The sequence below is a fragment of the Brevibacillus sp. AG162 genome (assembly GCF_006715575.1).
Lineage (GTDB): Bacteria > Bacillota > Bacilli > Brevibacillales > Brevibacillaceae > Brevibacillus > Brevibacillus brevis.
In genome coordinates this window covers 185,061-200,400 of the sequence record NZ_VFNO01000007.1, presented here as the reverse complement: position 1 = coordinate 200,400, position 15,340 = coordinate 185,061, and the positions used below count along the sequence as shown (strand labels likewise).

The following is a 15,340-nucleotide window of genomic DNA, read 5'->3' as shown; positions in this document are numbered from 1 at the left end:
ACTCCTTCGTGTTCATGTCCCTTACCCATCACTATTCCTGCTCCGCCTGTTTGACACCTTGCTCCAATGCTTTCCAAGCCAATGTCGCGCACTTGATTCGCGCTGGGAACTTGGCAACGCCAGACAAGGCTTCGATATCACCAAGATCAATCGAGTCATCGATTTCTTTGCCTTGCATCATATCGGAGAATTTTTGCGACAGCTCCAGTGCTTCTGCTACTGGCTTGCCTTTGACAGCATCTGTCATCATGGATGCAGACGACATGCTGATCGAACAGCCTTCGCCGAGGAACTTCGCGTCCACCACTTTGCCGTCCTCCACTTTCAAGGAGAGCGAGATGCTGTCGCCACAGGTCGGGTTATTCAAATTCACAATGAGTCCGTCGGATTCTTCCAGCTTGCCGCGGTTGCGCGGTTTCTGGTAGTGATCCATAATGACGCGGCGGTATAAATCATCAAGAGAAGACATTGCCGAAATACTCCTTCGTCTTCTTCAAGCCCGCGATCAGCACATCTACTTCTTCTTCTGTGTTGTACAGATAGAAGCTTGCCCGAGCGGTAGCCGTCACATTCAGCCAACGCATCAGCGGTTGTGCGCAGTGATGACCGGCACGAACTGCGATTCCGTAACTGTCCAGCACCGTCGCCAGGTCATGCGGATGTACTGTATCCAGGTTGAATGTAATTAAACAGCTGCGGTCCTGCTGTGGGCCGTAAATCTTCAATCCTTCTATCTCGCGCATTTGTTCCATCGCGTACTTGACGAGATGTTTTTCATGACGCTCGATATTGTCCATTCCGATCTCTTCCAAAAAGTCGATCGCTGCTCCCAAGCCGATAGCTCCTGCGATGATCGGAGTTCCTCCTTCAAATTTCCAAGGAAGCTCCTTCCACGTGGAATCGTACATATCCACGTAGTCGATCATTTCTCCACCGAACTCCATCGGCTCCACACGCTCCAGCACCTCACGCTTGCCGTACAGAACACCTACGCCTGTCGGACCAGCCATCTTATGCGCTGAAAACGTATAAAAATCGCAATCCAAATCCTGGACGTCGATTTTCTTGTGTGGAGCACCCTGCGCTCCGTCAACAAACAAAAGTGCGCCATGCTGATGAGCGATTTGGGCAATTTCCTTGATTGGGGTAGTATCCCCCAATACGTTGGAAACATGGTGAATGGCAACGATCTTAGTATTGTCCGTAATCGTTTCCTTGACCGCCTCCAGAGTAACGGTTCCGTCCTCTGCCAGCGGAATGAACTTAAAAGTCGCTCCGGTCGCCTTGGCTGCCTGCTGCCAAGGAATGAAATTGGCGTGATGCTCCACCAATGTGGTCACGATTTCATCTCCTGGCCCCAGGTACTTGCGAGCATAGCCGTACGCTACCGTATTACAAGCAGAGGTCGTACCACGCGTAAAGACGATTTCTGCGGCTTCACGGGCGTTGATGAAGGCGCGAACTTTTTCACGCGCGCCTTCGTACCCATCTGTCGCTATGTTGCCCAAGGTGTGCACACCACGGTGCACATTGGAGTTATACTCCCTGTAGTATTTATCCATCGCCTCGATAACCTGAATCGGTTTTTGAGAGGTTGCACCATTATCCAAATAAACGAGCTGATGTCCGTTTACTTCTTGGTGTAGGATGGGAAAATATTTCCGAAGCTCCTTGGCGTTCATTAGCCTAACTTCCTTTCAAGCGCCTGACGGAGTCTGTTTTTCACTTCTTCTACTGGAATCTCAGCAACAACTGGCTCCAGGAAGCCGAGAATGATCAGACGTTCTGCGCCTTGACGGGAAATACCACGAGACATCAAGTAGAAGATAGACTCTTCACTAAAACGTCCTACCGAAGCTGCGTGACCCGCTTTAACGTCATCCTCGTCGATCAACAGGATCGGGTTGGCATCACCGCGAGATTTATCGCTCAGCATCAGGATGTTTTCCGCCTGTACGCCGTTTGCCTTTTCAGCGCCTTTTTCGATTTTCGTGATACCATTCAGGATACTCACTGCTTCATCCGTCATAACAGCCTTGCTCACCATGTCAGACTCCGTGTGCGTGCCGATATGCTGAACTTGGGAAGTGAGGTTTTGGCGTTGGGAACCAGTACCTACAGAAATGGATTTGGTCTCTGCGATCGAAGCAGTTCCCTTGAGGATGGTAGTGTTGTTGGCAACAGTATTGCCATCATTCATCTCACCCAAAATCCATTCCATTTTTCCATCGCGCTCAACAGTTGCACGACGGAAGCTGTAGTCGTGAACGTCCACAGACAGAGAACGCACAGAAGCTACTTGCACAGATGCGCCCGCGCCTACATATACTTCAACTAGGCTGTTCGCAACCATACTTTTGCCTTCGCCAGATACATATGTATCCACGTAGGTTACTTTGCTGTTCGCTTCTGCCACGATCAAAACATGTGGAGCCAACAGAGCATTGTCGCCTGCGATTTCATACACAGCTTGCAGGGGAACATCTACTTCCACGTTTTTCGGAACGTAGAGGAATACGCCACCATTCACAACTGCGGTATGAAGAGCAGTCAGCTTGTGCTCATCAAGTGCGATAACGTTCAGCAAATATTTTTGCACGAGATCGCCATGTGATTGCAGAGCATCAGCAAAAGTCGTGAAGATCACGCCTTGTGCCTTCAACTCATCGGATACTGCTTGAAAAACGGTAGAAGCATTTTTTTGTACCAACAGGTTTTTTACACTGTCGACATCGATTTGTGCTTTTACCAAATCGCTCAGTTCATTCGCCGCTGCCACCTTCGCAGTGGTTTGGAACGGATCGAAATCAACGGTATTCCATTTATCAATCTTCGTTTTCTCCAAGGCAGGGAGCGCCAGCTCTCCCGCCGCCTTCAGTCCAGCGAGGCGCTTTTCCAGGAACCAGGCAGGCTCCTGATTAGCTTTGGAGTACTGGGTGATCGCCTCGGAATCGAAGCGTAGCTGTACATCCACACTCATTTCACTGCTGCCTCCTTCTTCCTACACGTTGGCGTTTACGGTTTCGTCCTCGATGCCGAGCTCTTCCTTGATCCAGTCGTAGCCTTCTGCCTCCAGGCGTTCAGCCAGCTCAGGACCACCGGACTTCACGATACGACCTTGCATCATGACGTGTACGAAGTCAGGCTTTACATAGTTCAGCAAACGTTGGTAGTGCGTAATAATCAAGAACCCACGGTCTGCGGAGCGCATTTCGTTTACTCCAGCGGCAACGATTTTCAATGCGTCGATGTCCAAACCGGAGTCGATTTCATCCAGAATACAGATGCTTGGCTCCAAGAGCATCATTTGCAGAATCTCGTTACGCTTTTTCTCACCACCGGAGAAACCCTCATTCAGGTAACGGTGAGAGAAAGATTCATCCATTTCCAGTGTGTTCATCTTTTTGTCCATCTCACGGATGAATTTCATCAGGGAGATTTCGTTGCCTTCGCCACGGCGCGCGTTGATTGCGGAACGCAGGAAGTCAGAATTGGTTACACCGCTGATTTCGGACGGGTATTGCATCGCCAGGAACAGACCTGCACGTGCGCGCTCGTCTACTGCCATTTCCAACAAGTCTTCGTCATTGATCAGCACTTCGCCATCGGTTACCTCATATTTTGGGTGACCCATCAACGTAGATGCCAATGTCGATTTACCGGTACCATTTGGTCCCATGATCGCGTGCACTTCGCCGCCCTTGATCTCCAAATTCAGGCCTTTGAGGATCTCTTTGTCCTCGATCTTGGCGCGAAGGTTTTTTATTTGCAAATGCGGTACTGCTGTCATCTGAATTCCCTCCATACACGTCAAAAGTGAGTTGGTAAATTCTCAATCCATTCTCAATAACTATCTTATAATAAGAATAATTATAAATCAAGGAATGAAACATATCTGTATTTTTTATATCATTATATTTAGAAAGTCAAATTTTGCGCATGAATCCCTTCCTAAATATTCTTGCCTCCGCAGCATTTTTCCCTTTGTAACTTTTAGGCATACATTTCCGTCTAAATTCCAGGTACTTTTTGTAAAAAACACCACTGGATAACTGGAAAGGGATGGATCATTTTGAAAAAGAGTAACAAGAAACTCGCAATTGGACTAGCTACTGTCTTACTACTCGTAGGTGGTACCACAGTCTTAGCAAAAACGGGCACAGAGAAAGTATCTGCTCGTTTCTCCAACATTAAATTGATAGTCAATGACCAGGTCATCAAAACGAAAGCAGAACCATTCATATATAATGGAAACGTTTATGCACCTGTAGCGACTGTTGCCAATGCACTCGGCATTAAGCAGGAATGGGACAATAAAACTCCTGCTGTCCGTTTTTCAGGCGCTGGCGGAAACAACGGTGGCAGTAGCATTCCAGAAGCAATTGTCAAGCAGGCAAAAGACACCTTGCCGCTTCCTTGTGACACTTCCGATGTAAAAGGCAGCTTGTACTATTGCGGACCAGAGAAAGAAGTCGTTTCCAAAGGTTATGTCAATCTGACAGGAATGAGTGATCAGGAGTTTCTCGTTATGTATCGCTATCACACTATTGAAGGACTCCCTTCGGAAGCTTACCTGACTCTTTTCCGTCAGTCAAATGGAAAAGTTATACCAATCAATACCTCGAAAGTATTCGATGGCAGCATATAACATGAGATAAAAACCGTCGGTCACAGGCTGACGGTTTTTCTGTTTTCACGAAGAAAAAACGGATAGACCTTATCGTCTACCCGTTTCTTTCTTGTTCGATTACTTTACTTTTGGACCCGCATTCGCAATATCTGCTGCATTCGGGAATTTTTTCTCAAAGTTCTCAATGAAGCGTGCAGCCAGATCAGCCGCTTGCTTGTCATAATCTTCCTTGTTTGCCCATGTATTGCGAGGTTGAAGAACTTCAGCGGGAACGTTCGGGCAAGAAGTCGGTACTTGTACCCCGAAAATCTCGTCAGCTACATAGTCTACCTTTTCCAGCTCACCGTTCAATGCTGCTGTTACCATCGCACGTGTGTAGGACAGCTTCATACGTTGCCCAACACCTACCGGGCCACCAGTCCAACCAGTGTTCACCAGGTATACTTGAACCTTGCGCTCGTCAATCTTCTTACCGAGCATTTCCGCATATACTACCGGATGCAGTGGCAAGAATGGAGATCCGAAGCAAGTAGAAAACTCTGTTTGCGGAGCAGTTACGCCACGCTCTGTCCCTGCCATTTTGCTGGTGTAGCCAGACAGGAAGTGGTACATCGCTTGCTCTTTATTCAGCTTGGAGATTGGAGGCAATACACCGAACGAATCGGCTGTCAAAAAGACGATGACATTTGGTTGCCCGCCCACGCCTGGAATCACAGCACCCGGAATTGCTTCCACTGGGTACGCAGCGCGTGTATTCTCTGTATATTTGGTGCTATCGTAGTCTGCTACACGAGTCGCTTCGTTTACGTCTACATTTTCAAGTACGGTACCGAACTGGATGGCTTTCCAGATTTGCGGTTCGCCTTCTTCAGACAGCTTGACGCATTTTGCATAGCATCCGCCTTCGATATTGAACACGCCATTGTCAGACCAGCCGTGCTCATCGTCACCGATCAAGAAACGGTCTGGGTCAGCAGACAGCGTTGTTTTTCCTGTACCGGACAAGCCGAAGAACAGGGCAACGTCTCCGTCTTTGCCTACGTTCGCAGAGCAGTGCATCGAGAGTACGTTGCGCTCTGGAAGCAGCATGTTCATTACGCTGAAGATCGACTTTTTCATTTCGCCAGCATACTCAGTGCCACCGATCAACACAGTCTTTTGCTCAAAGCTCAATACGATGAAAGTCTCGGAGTTCGTTCCGTGTACCGCAGGATTGGCTTTGAAATTAGGCGCATAGATAACCGTGAATTCTGATTCGTGCGCAGCCAGTTCTTCTTCAGACGGACGGATGAACAGCTGACGCGCAAACAGGTTATGCCAAGCGAATTCGTTCACTACGCGGATTGGCAGGCGATAGGTTGTATCTGCACCCGCAAAGCCATCGAAGACAAACAGTTCATCTTTTGATTGTAAGTATTGGAGCACGTCTTGTTGAAGTGCTTGGAATTTTTCAGTACTGATTGGTTGGTTAACCGGACCCCAGTTGATTTTATCGTGTACGGAAGCTTCGTCCACCACAAATTTGTCCTTTGGCGAACGGCCGGTAAACTTCCCTGTTAGCGCATTGAGCGCCCCCTTATCGGTCAAAATCCCTTCGCCACGCTTCACTGCCATTTCAACAAGATTAGCTACAGGCAAGTTATGATACACTTTTGTAGCTCCAAGAATGTCAGTAAGCTTTTGAACCGTATTGGTTTCCATGTGTGAACGATCTCCTTCCCAAAATGTGTACCATTTATTGTGACTTTCTAATTGTCGCTCGATTATGTAATTAGTATATCACATTTAGTTAAATAAGCTACATAATTTTATAATCTCTTATGGAGAATGTGTGAATAACCCTCCTCATGCGTATTATTCCCCAACAGCAGTATTTTGTCCACAAACCAGTCAGTCTATCGACTATTCGTGAAGTACGCAGAGACATTTTTCCCACAAAAAGAGCAACACCAAGAGTTTACTCTCTTGGTGTTGCTCTCACAAGGCATAAAGATTTACGTATTTTCAAACGTTTTTACGACTGTTTGACACAAAATCGCCACACCTTTTTCCAATGCAGAGCGGTCAAAATGCATCAGCGGGTGATGAAGCCCCGGCACTAAATCACATCCGAGAGCCAGCATCGTCGCCTTGATTTGAGGACGCTCCACCGTATAATAGTGGAAATCCTCCGCCCCCGGACTGACAGGCGCCGCTCGCAAATTCTCTTGCCCGAGCACATCTACAATCGCCTGCTCCATAAATGCCTTTGCTTGATCATCGACCTCTGCCGCCACCATGCGAGAGCCGGATTCTACCTCTATGCGTGCCTGAAAAGACATCGCAACTCCGTCGATCATTTGACGAACGCGATTCACGAGGTCATCCATCGCCTGATTCGTCTGCGCTCGCAGATCGAGGGCAAAACGCGCTTTGTCCGGAATAATGTTGTAGCTCTCTCCCCCGGCTTGCAGCATGGTCATTTTGACAGTGGCCGGCACCATTGGATTGATATGTACTTGACCGAGACCTGAAATAATCGCCCCCGCTACTTCAATCGCATTGATCCCGAGATGCGGTCTCGCTCCGTGCGCAGCGACTCCTGTGATTTCCCCGTAGAGAAACATGGCTGCACCGTTGTAGATCGCGGGTCCCGCCGTTCCATTCGCCATTTCCTGAATCGGTCTTAAGTGAACACCGTACAAATAATCGATGTCATCGACGACACCCTTCTCCACCAGCTTCAATGCTCCCGTTCCTTTTTCTTCTGCTGGTTGGAACAAAATTTTTAACGTTCCCGACGGTTGATATCCAGCGGCAACCAATGCTTCTACCGTTTCCACGATCAATGTCATATGGGCGTCATGACCGCAGGAATGATTCGCGCGCCATTCACCGTTTACTTCTTGCCAGAGAGCATCGATATCTGTGCGCAAGCCAACAACTGGCTTCCCTTCGCCCCATTCAGCCACTAATCCTGTACAATCGTCAAAAGTCGTAACACGCAGTCCCAAGGCACGCATGCGCTCCGCCAAATAACGAGTCGTTTCTACTTCCTTCCAGCTTATCTCCGGATTCTCATGCAGATGACGGAATGTTTCGGCAATAGCATCTTTACGTGCGGCAACCGTCTGTTGCAACGACATAACAGTAGACATCAAAGCGCCTCCTCCAAAACCGTTTTCTTCCTATTATATCACACTGCCCCATGGACAGTTCACCGACAGGTCAGTCGCAAAATGGCATCGAGCTTCAATTGGTCGCGCAATGGCCCTGCTATTTGCACCTTTTCTTTAGCTAGAACATAGACGAGCTCATCGCCGCCAAACAGCATGTGCATTTGTTTTTCCTCTCCCCTGATGATCAAATCGGCAGACTGCTCTTCTGTCCATACATCCCAGGATGCAACGCCTTTTGCTATCGTCAATTGCCACTGTGACGGTGAATCATCCACTACAATTCCGATCCTGCGCTCCCATCCTGCTGTTATGAATCGCAAGTGTGCTTTTCCTTGCAGTCGCTCGCCCAGTTCAAAAAGCAGTCTGCCCATTCCGATCATCTGTACGCCACCCCTCTCTTCCCAATTGGGTTCGGGGCCTGTCAGGTCGAATCCTTTGGCGAGGAATGAGAGTCACTGTCGGCTGTTGTCAGGGGAGCCATCTTTTTCTCGACATTTTAGAAAGACCTTTAGAGAGGGCTTTTTTAGTCAACATAGTGGAGGAGAAGAAAAAGCACAGTTCTCTTCGACTCTGACACGCCCGCAAGGGGGATTGACTGGCCGTCTACACTTAAAAAAGGGGACCGTCGAGCCAAAGCCACCCTACGGGCGGACGCTTCTCAGGGAAGAAGTGTTCGACAACCGGGTCCCCTTTTTTAAGTTCCGACTGGGTAGGCGTTGTCAAGGTCTGCGAGGTCTGCGAGCTCTGTGCTTTTTCTTATCACCAGTTATGGGCGTTCATCGGTACTTTTAAAAACGTAAAGAAGATCATCCACAGCTTTTTTTCAGCACCGCAGTAGTAAGATGGCAAAAAATAAAAAAGCATCCGCTTTACGCAGATGCTTCCTGAAACACTACTCATCGAACTCGTCTTTATCGAGTCGCACCTCAAGGTGGTGACCATCGGGTGTCTCAAAGTACAAATTATAGCTAGTAGGCTGTGTAATTGGGCCACGATAGCAAATATTTTCTGCCTCCAACTTATCGACCAGATAGTCCAGCTCAGCACGGCTCTGCACAGAGAAGGCGAGATGATCGACCTGCCCTACGCCGCCTTTCCCAGCTTCCCCGCCATGAGGATGAAGACCGATCCGTGTGTATGTGCCAATTTGAAAGTAGACAGGTGCTCCTTCCGTCATATTCTCTTCCGGGATAGGGACTTCCAAAATGTCCTTAAAAAAACGAGCTACCTTCACAACATCACTACAATTCAATGCGATGTGGTGAACGGCTTTCAAATGAAACATTCACACTGCCTCCCACGTCAACTCAGGTCATGCGCTCTTGTGCGACATTAGCTTTTCTTTTATTGTACTGCTTCAATCGCTCGCTTAACCGTCTTAAACGAATCATCAATGCTTCCCGCCAATCGTCATCCTGCAACTCCTTGGCGATCCCGAGCAGATCAAGTGAAATATCAATCTGCTGCTTTAATACTTCGGCGAAGCTGGCCGCTTCATCCGTCATGGTACAATTCTCAAACAACTCGGATGTATTGTCAACACTCACAAAGTCAGCAAAATCCACTTCTGGAGCCTGATCTCCCTGAGCATATTCTACTAAAATTTCGTATTCTCCCTCAATACCGGGATGAACCTCAATTCTGTCACATACAGGACAAAACATGATGGGGACATTGTGTACAAGCGTTTTATAATGACGGACTGAGCCTACGGAACCTACCATTCCAGCACCACAACAAAAACTCATATAGTCTCCCTCCTTCTTCGCCAAATGAAACGTCCATATCCGTTCTTTTGGTCGAAACTCTGTCTGTATCCGCATTGTAGCTTATATACCCATTAACACTCCACCCGCAAATGATACCAATGAAGGAAATCAAATAAAGATTTGGTTTATCTATTTTACTCGATTTGCTTCGATTTCCGCAACATTTTCTGATTAGTATGAATTTTTTCTCTCATTTGCCTAAATTCATCATACAAGGTAGTCTTGATCTATCCGATAATAAGGAATAATAATCATTTTAGCAAAAATTCAAAAGGAGAGCGGTTTGTCATGCTTCGTTTCAAAAGTCTTCGTGCTCGAACACTGACCATTACCTTGCCTGTCATTATCTTGACTCTTTTACTCGTCGTGGGAATCGGTTTCTGGTTTTCTGTCGACCAACTAAATCGGGAAATTGAAGACAAAATGAATTATCAACTAGATATGGTCGGCAGTAATGTGGAAAAGCAACTGGAAGCCCATAGCAAGGTAACGCTGAGTATGGCTCGCTTTATCGAAATGGGTCCTGTTACAAATTCGCTAGAGCAGTTAAATTCCCTGCTGTCCAAAACCGTTCTCATTAATGATACGACGGTCGGAATGGGAATTTTCATGGAACCTTACGCTTTTGACCCGAACAAGAAACTCGTTGCTACTTACGGGGCTAAGACCGACGGCAAGGTTAACATTACAGATGAGTACAGCAGCGACTCCTATAACTATCCAAATCAAGACTGGTACAAGGTCGGTATTTCGACCAAGAAGGAAACCGATTATTCCGAGCCGTACTATGACGAGATTTCCAAGGTCTCTATGGTGACGGTAGTCGCTCCTTTTTACACGCCGGATAAAAAGCTTCTGGGTGTGGCCACAGACGATATTACACTCACTGACGTGGAAAAGCTCGTCTCCAGTACAAAAGTAGGCGAAACAGGCTGGGCATTTTTGGTGGATAAAAAAGGGAGGTACCTCGCTCATCCTCAAGCAGACAAGCTGATGAATCAATCCGTTCAATCTGACGAGAATGCTTCCTTGGCTGCAATCGGTCCTTCTCTTCTAGAAGAGAAGTCAGGAATGAAGACGTTTACCGATGAAAACGGCATCAATCGTGTTTATTTTCAAGAGCTCGGAGATACAAACTGGACAATCGCTCTGGTCATGCCGGAAAAAGAAATTGCCGATCCTCTCTATGACTTGTTCTTTGAGCTATGTACCGTAAGTCTGATCGGTCTTTTGATCATGATTGCTGTCATTTATTACTTCAGCAAATACCTGACCAAACAAATCGATCGCGCCAACCAGCTGTCGCATGCCCTCTCCAATGGCGATTTTACCGCTTCTATGGACATTCAAACAGCTGATGAGATGGGGGTTATGGCAAATCGCTTCAACTCCATGACGGCAACCTTGCGCGAAACGCTGGGTCAAGTCAGCTTCAACGCTCAACAGGTTGCTGCTACGTCTGAGCAATTAATGGCAAGTGCGGAACAGACGAGCAAAGCAACAGAGCAGATCGCTCAATCCGTTCAAGAAATTGCCTACGGTACTGAGCAGCAAGTGGATGCAACCGTTCAAGGCTATGAAGTCATCAACGAGATTGCCGTACACATCGAAGCGATGGAAAAAGGCATCGAGGATGTAAATCTCTCTACACAAGAAGCGAACCGCCAAGCCAAAGATGGCAATCAGATGGCAGCCAAAACGGTCGAGCACATGGATGTGATCCATAGCCAGATGGCCAAGACTTCTACCATTGTCAATGCGCTAGGCCAACGCTCCCAAGAAATTGGGGAAATGATCTCACTCATCACCACGATTGCCAATCAAACCAACCTGCTCGCTCTGAACGCTGCTATCGAAGCAGCTCGCGCGGGAGAACAAGGACGAGGCTTTGCCGTTGTAGCCGACGAGGTGCGCAAGTTGGCCGAACAGTCCAGCTCTGCCGCCGAGCAGGTCAGTCACATCGTCACCGTGATTCAGCAGGACACAGGCTCGGCGATCTCGGCAATGAATCATGGCTCTTCTATTTTGGGAGAAGGCATGACTCTTGTTCGCTCAACAGGAAATGCATTTGAGCAAATTACTGGCTCCACGTCGGAGCTGCTCGTACGTATGAATGAAGTGACAGCGGAAATGAGCAAGATCAGTCAGCAAATGCAGACGATTGTATCCGCCATTACGCATATTACACAAATCGCAGAACAATCAGCGGGCAACTCTCAAACGGTTGCAGCAGCAGCAGAAGAGCAAACCGCTTCCATGGAGGAAATCTCTTCAGCTGCAACGATGCTCGCAAAAATGGCAGAAGAACTTAATGATGCAGTACGAACATTCAAGTTGGAGTAATTCGTCCATAAATAAAGAAAAGCCGGAGCACAAAAGCCCCGGCTTTTTTGTTTCCTATTCTTTTACCATCGCTTCGTACTTGTCTGCATCCATCAGCTTGTCCAACTCAGCTGCATCAGACAATTCCACGACGATCATCCATGCTTGCTCATATGGCGAGGAGTTCACCAGTTCAGGTGCGTCTTCCAGTTCGCCATTTACTTCTACTACTTTACCAGTTACAGGAGCGTACAGCTCAGAAACGGTTTTTACCGATTCTACACTGCCAAACGGCTCATCCTGTTGGATTGTCGCGCCTACCTCAGGCAACTCGACAAACACGATGTCACCCAGCTCTGATTGAGCAAAAGAAGTGATTCCGATGTACGCCTTGTTTCCTTCTACTCGCACCCACTCATGCTCTTCACTGTAACGTAGATTTTTCGGGAATTCCATCGTTTACATATCCTCCTATCGGGTACAATCCATTACACATACATAATTAGACGAACATTCTAGGATTCCTCTTCGATCCCCAAAATTCTGAACAAGCGTTTTTTTACCAGTTCGAGACCCTTTTCTCCTGCCTGAAAGTGACGTAACTGAAGAGCCTCGTCAAACAAGTAAAAAGCGGGGACGTATTCATTCTGGAATGCATCGGCTGTCTTTCTATCATTATCGATTGCAATAGGGTGTGTCAAATGTTGTTCTGCAATCGCTTTCTTGATCATCTCGATATCTGTATCTTTTTCCGAATGAGGCATATGAATTCCAATGACCTTCAAACCATTAGCAGCGTATTGATCTCGCCATTCGTTTATGCTTGGCATCGATTCCTTGCACATGTAACAACTGACGGACCAAATATGCACCAAGACAGGACTTCCAGCTAAATCAGCTTTGGTTACTTGCCCATTGATCCACTCCGTAATCCCAGGAAAGTCAGGCATTTCTTCGCGCAAACGCATGAAAGCTCATCCCCTCTTTTTTCACTTCAACCGCTACACACTAGTTTTCATGCGAAGAATCCCGGATTGATCGATGGCAGCTACAGCCTCTAACAGGATCTCGGGAGGTTGGACGAGGGCCATTCTTACATACCCTTCTCCTTCTTCGCCGAAGGCACTTCCCGGAACGACCACGACTCCGGCTTTTTCCAGTAACGCGAAGGCAAACTCTCGCGACGTCCAGCCGTTCGGTACCGCTGCCCAGACGAACATGGTCGCCTTGGGAGATGGGATGCTCCATCCTGCTTTTGCCAATTCCCCTAGCAGTACATCACGCCGTTCCTGGTAAACGGGCGCGACTGTGTTTGTCCCACCCGATTCCCGATCATTTCGCATAGCCTCAATGGCCATTTGCTGTACAGGCAAAAAGACGCCGTAATCGATATTGGATTTTACAATCGCAAGCGGCTTGATGATGTCTGCATTCCCTACAACGTAAGCGATCCGGCAGCCTGCCATGTTGAAGCTCTTGGAAAACGAGTTAAATTCAATTCCCACTTCCTTCGCTCCTGGCACTTGCAAAAAGCTCGGCGCTTGGTAGCCGTCAAACACCATCTCCGAGTAAGCCAAATCATGAACTACGATAATGTCAAAACGTTTGGCAAACGCCACGACCTCTTCAAAAAACGCAAGGGTAGCGACCGCGGAAATTGGATTATTCGGATAGTTCAGAATCATAAACATTGCACGAGCCGCAATCTCCTCCGGAATGTCTGCCAGCTTTGGCAAAAAATCATTTTCTGCCCGCAGAGGCATCCGGTAAGGTACCGCCCCCGCCAAATGAACACTGCCTTCGTAGATCGGATACCCAGGATCAGGTACGAGGACGATATCTCCAGGATCGGTCCATGCCAAAGCAAAGTGAGCCAAGCCATCCTGAGACCCCATCAAGGAATGAACCTCCCCATCTGGCGCCAGCTCCACCCCAAAACGATATTGATACCAGCGGGCGACCTCTTCTCGGAAGGCCGCCGTTCCATCGCTCAATGGATAGCGAAAAGCAGCTGGTTGCTGGATGGCATGGATTAACGTTTGCAGAAGCTTCTCGTCAGGCTGCTGATCAGGACTGCCAATGCTCAAGTCGTATACTGTTCTTGTTTTGGCAACTTCCCGTTTGCGAGCCTCCATCTCTGAAAAAATATCGGCTGAAAGATGGTTCAGTCTTTTGGAAGGTTGGCGCATCATGCCTTCCCTCCCCAAGCCTTCTCCAGTTCTTCTTCTTTGAAACCAAGGGTTACAGTACGATCGTTTGTGATAAGTGGCCGTTTGATCAGCTTGCCATTGGAAGCCAACAGCTCAAGCATTTCATCCTCTGACATCGTAGGAAGCTTGTCCTTTAAGCCCAGCTCGCGGTAATGGACACCACTCACATTGAAAAACTTGCGTAAATCGAGACCGCTTGTCTGCCAAATTTGGCGCAGCTCCTCTTTGGACGGCGGTGCATCAACAATCGGAATTTCTTCAAAGGGAATATTTTGATCCGTGAGCCATTTTTTCGCTTTGCGGCATGTATCACATTTGTTGTACAGGTAGGCTTTCATCGTCATATGTATTTCCTCGCTTTTGGTTTATGTCGTCGTTTCTTTCATTGTAAAAGAAGTACACCTAACGGACAACGGTTACCGTATTGTAAAACGTCACGCCAGATTCTGCAGTTTCCGGCACTTCAATCAGCAAGTAGTTATTAAGTATGGAACGATCTGCCCCTTCTCCAAATTCATATGTTTGATAATGGACGAGCATTTCTTCCACCCAGATTCTAATTCCCTCAATCTCCACCGAATCTGTTTCGCTCTGGGATGTTTTGATCAAGAGATAGGTTTTGCCGTTTAGAGCAGTGTTAAATGTATGGCCCTGACTGTTCTGAATAAGCGGCTTCGCCCACGCTTGGATTTGCAAATCGGCTTCGGCTAGCTCCATCACTCGATAGGTTGGATACATATCTTCCGGCAGCAGGTCTTGCTCTTTCTCCACATCCGTCCTATATCCAGCCGTCATGTTGTATCCTTCTACCGTCCACAATTGCCGATGATTACTCCTTTTTTTCATCGTCACCTCGTACAGCATGCCGTCTGTCGTCGCTACAAGAATTCTCCTGGGATTTAATTGACTGCCTATCGTTTGAAAGCTCTCGATTTCCGTTTTCAACTCACTCTGCACAAAACGGCGGAGAACTTTTTTGTAGTTATGGTTGTCCGGATCTTTTTGCATTTGTAACAGCTCAGCTTCGTTATACTCGAGGCCTACACCCTTGTCGTCTGTCCAATCAAACGCTTCAACAACGGCGTCACGGTCCACCAACTTCTGACTCGCTTGTGTGGAAATAACTGGCGTTGCAAGTGCTGCTTTTTTCGTATTCATATTTCCGATTTGTTTTGCTCCGATTTCGTACATCCCCCACATGCAACCGATTAGCACCATCGCTACCCAAAAAGAATGCAACCAGACGTGCAT

General features: G+C 47.6%; 16 protein-coding genes. 2 read left to right on the top strand and 14 right to left on the bottom strand.

The window, feature by feature from the left end; genetic code table 11:
- Window positions 1-31: 31 nt before the first annotated feature.
- Genes sufU through sufC form a run of 4 tightly spaced genes read right to left on the bottom strand, consistent with a single transcriptional unit; the run spans window position 32 to window position 3,790 of the window.
- Complete coding sequence (sufU, locus tag FB479_RS21170) at window positions 32-469, bottom strand: Fe-S cluster assembly sulfur transfer protein SufU (RefSeq protein ID WP_007726380.1); 438 nt, start codon at window positions 467-469, stop codon at window positions 32-34.
- Window positions 456-1,682 (bottom strand): cysteine desulfurase, encoded by a 1,227-nt coding sequence (locus tag FB479_RS21165; protein ID WP_142066613.1) that lies wholly within the window; start codon window positions 1,680-1,682, stop codon window positions 456-458. Before FB479_RS21165 ends, sufU begins: the two co-directional genes overlap by 14 nt.
- Window positions 1,682-2,980: a Fe-S cluster assembly protein SufD gene (gene sufD / locus FB479_RS21160; RefSeq protein WP_047073087.1), complete on the bottom strand. Its 1,299-nt coding sequence runs from the start codon at window positions 2,978-2,980 to the stop codon at window positions 1,682-1,684. The genes FB479_RS21165 and sufD overlap by 1 nt, the downstream gene beginning before the upstream one ends.
- 21 nt (window positions 2,981-3,001) lie before the next feature.
- On the bottom strand, window positions 3,002-3,790 hold the full coding sequence (sufC, locus tag FB479_RS21155; protein WP_047073088.1) for a Fe-S cluster assembly ATPase SufC: 789 nt from the start codon (window positions 3,788-3,790) through the stop codon (window positions 3,002-3,004).
- A 282-nt stretch (window positions 3,791-4,072) separates the two neighbouring features.
- On the opposite strand from sufC, the gene FB479_RS21150 reads away from it, so the two are divergent.
- Entirely contained in the window at window positions 4,073-4,648 is a 576-nt protein-coding gene (locus tag FB479_RS21150; protein ID WP_185746396.1) for a stalk domain-containing protein, read from the top strand.
- A gap of 99 nt (window positions 4,649-4,747) precedes the next feature.
- On the opposite strand, the gene pckA is transcribed toward FB479_RS21150, so the two are convergent.
- The 5 genes from pckA to FB479_RS21120 form a co-directional block, all read right to left on the bottom strand.
- Window positions 4,748-6,331 carry a phosphoenolpyruvate carboxykinase (ATP) gene (gene pckA / locus FB479_RS21145; protein ID WP_142066611.1) on the bottom strand — a complete coding sequence of 528 codons (1,584 nt, stop codon included), beginning with the start codon at window positions 6,329-6,331 and terminating at the stop codon, window positions 4,748-4,750.
- Between the two features lie 293 nt (window positions 6,332-6,624).
- On the bottom strand, window positions 6,625-7,767 hold the full coding sequence (locus FB479_RS21140) for a M20 peptidase aminoacylase family protein (RefSeq protein WP_142066610.1): 1,143 nt from the start codon (window positions 7,765-7,767) through the stop codon (window positions 6,625-6,627).
- 59 nt (window positions 7,768-7,826) lie between these two features.
- Window positions 7,827-8,168 (bottom strand): SCP2 sterol-binding domain-containing protein, encoded by a 342-nt coding sequence (locus FB479_RS21135; protein WP_142066609.1) that lies wholly within the window; start codon window positions 8,166-8,168, stop codon window positions 7,827-7,829.
- Between the two features lie 512 nt (window positions 8,169-8,680).
- Window positions 8,681-9,073, bottom strand: a complete 393-nt coding sequence (locus tag FB479_RS21125; protein WP_007726371.1) for a VOC family protein — start codon at window positions 9,071-9,073, stop codon at window positions 8,681-8,683.
- A 22-nt stretch (window positions 9,074-9,095) separates the two neighbouring features.
- Entirely contained in the window at window positions 9,096-9,536 is a 441-nt protein-coding gene (locus FB479_RS21120; protein ID WP_007726368.1) for a hypothetical protein, read from the bottom strand.
- A 309-nt stretch (window positions 9,537-9,845) separates the two neighbouring features.
- Between FB479_RS21120 and FB479_RS21115 the strand changes: the two genes are divergently transcribed.
- The gene (locus FB479_RS21115; RefSeq protein WP_142066608.1) at window positions 9,846-11,900 is read left to right on the top strand and encodes a methyl-accepting chemotaxis protein; all 2,055 of its coding nucleotides are present in this window, start codon (window positions 9,846-9,848) and stop codon (window positions 11,898-11,900) included.
- Window positions 11,901-11,954: 54 nt separating this feature from the next.
- Here FB479_RS21115 and gcvH read toward each other — a convergent pair whose 3' ends face one another.
- The 5 genes from gcvH to FB479_RS21090 are packed head-to-tail and all read right to left on the bottom strand — an operon-like array spanning window position 11,955 to window position 15,340.
- Window positions 11,955-12,335 (bottom strand): glycine cleavage system protein GcvH, encoded by a 381-nt coding sequence (gcvH, locus tag FB479_RS21110; RefSeq protein WP_106656278.1) that lies wholly within the window; start codon window positions 12,333-12,335, stop codon window positions 11,955-11,957.
- A gap of 59 nt (window positions 12,336-12,394) precedes the next feature.
- On the bottom strand, window positions 12,395-12,847 hold the full coding sequence (locus tag FB479_RS21105; RefSeq protein ID WP_106656277.1) for a redoxin domain-containing protein: 453 nt from the start codon (window positions 12,845-12,847) through the stop codon (window positions 12,395-12,397).
- Window positions 12,848-12,880: 33 nt separating this feature from the next.
- A complete protein-coding gene (locus FB479_RS21100) occupies window positions 12,881-14,071 on the bottom strand; it encodes an aminotransferase class I/II-fold pyridoxal phosphate-dependent enzyme (RefSeq protein WP_106656276.1) in 1,191 nt (396 codons plus the stop codon).
- On the bottom strand, window positions 14,068-14,433 hold the full coding sequence (locus FB479_RS21095) for an arsenate reductase family protein (RefSeq protein ID WP_106656275.1): 366 nt from the start codon (window positions 14,431-14,433) through the stop codon (window positions 14,068-14,070). Before FB479_RS21095 ends, FB479_RS21100 begins: the two co-directional genes overlap by 4 nt.
- A gap of 58 nt (window positions 14,434-14,491) precedes the next feature.
- Complete coding sequence (locus FB479_RS21090) at window positions 14,492-15,340, bottom strand: hypothetical protein (protein WP_142066607.1); 849 nt, start codon at window positions 15,338-15,340, stop codon at window positions 14,492-14,494.

Excerpts from the sequence above, each read along its gene's own strand:
- sufU (WP_007726380.1), bottom strand. The coding sequence starts at position 469 with ATGTCTTCTCTTGATGATTTATACCGCCGCGTCATTATGGATCACTAC.
- FB479_RS21165 (WP_142066613.1), bottom strand. The coding sequence starts at position 1,682 with ATGAACGCCAAGGAGCTTCGGAAATATTTTCCCATCCTACACCAAGAA.
- sufD (WP_047073087.1), bottom strand. The coding sequence starts at position 2,980 with ATGAGTGTGGATGTACAGCTACGCTTCGATTCCGAGGCGATCACCCAG.
- sufC (WP_047073088.1), bottom strand. The coding sequence starts at position 3,790 with ATGACAGCAGTACCGCATTTGCAAATAAAAAACCTTCGCGCCAAGATC.
- pckA (WP_142066611.1), bottom strand. The coding sequence starts at position 6,331 with ATGGAAACCAATACGGTTCAAAAGCTTACTGACATTCTTGGAGCTACA.
- FB479_RS21140 (WP_142066610.1), bottom strand. The coding sequence starts at position 7,767 with ATGTCTACTGTTATGTCGTTGCAACAGACGGTTGCCGCACGTAAAGAT.
- FB479_RS21135 (WP_142066609.1), bottom strand. The coding sequence starts at position 8,168 with ATGATCGGAATGGGCAGACTGCTTTTTGAACTGGGCGAGCGACTGCAA.
- FB479_RS21125 (WP_007726371.1), bottom strand. The coding sequence starts at position 9,073 with ATGTTTCATTTGAAAGCCGTTCACCACATCGCATTGAATTGTAGTGAT.
- FB479_RS21120 (WP_007726368.1), bottom strand. The coding sequence starts at position 9,536 with ATGAGTTTTTGTTGTGGTGCTGGAATGGTAGGTTCCGTAGGCTCAGTC.
- FB479_RS21115 (WP_142066608.1), top strand. The coding sequence starts at position 9,846 with ATGCTTCGTTTCAAAAGTCTTCGTGCTCGAACACTGACCATTACCTTG.
- gcvH (WP_106656278.1), bottom strand. The coding sequence starts at position 12,335 with ATGGAATTCCCGAAAAATCTACGTTACAGTGAAGAGCATGAGTGGGTG.
- FB479_RS21105 (WP_106656277.1), bottom strand. The coding sequence starts at position 12,847 with ATGCGTTTGCGCGAAGAAATGCCTGACTTTCCTGGGATTACGGAGTGG.
- FB479_RS21100 (WP_106656276.1), bottom strand. The coding sequence starts at position 14,071 with ATGATGCGCCAACCTTCCAAAAGACTGAACCATCTTTCAGCCGATATT.
- FB479_RS21095 (WP_106656275.1), bottom strand. The coding sequence starts at position 14,433 with ATGACGATGAAAGCCTACCTGTACAACAAATGTGATACATGCCGCAAA.
- FB479_RS21090 (WP_142066607.1), bottom strand. The coding sequence starts at position 15,340 with ATGCACGTCTGGTTGCATTCTTTTTGGGTAGCGATGGTGCTAATCGGT.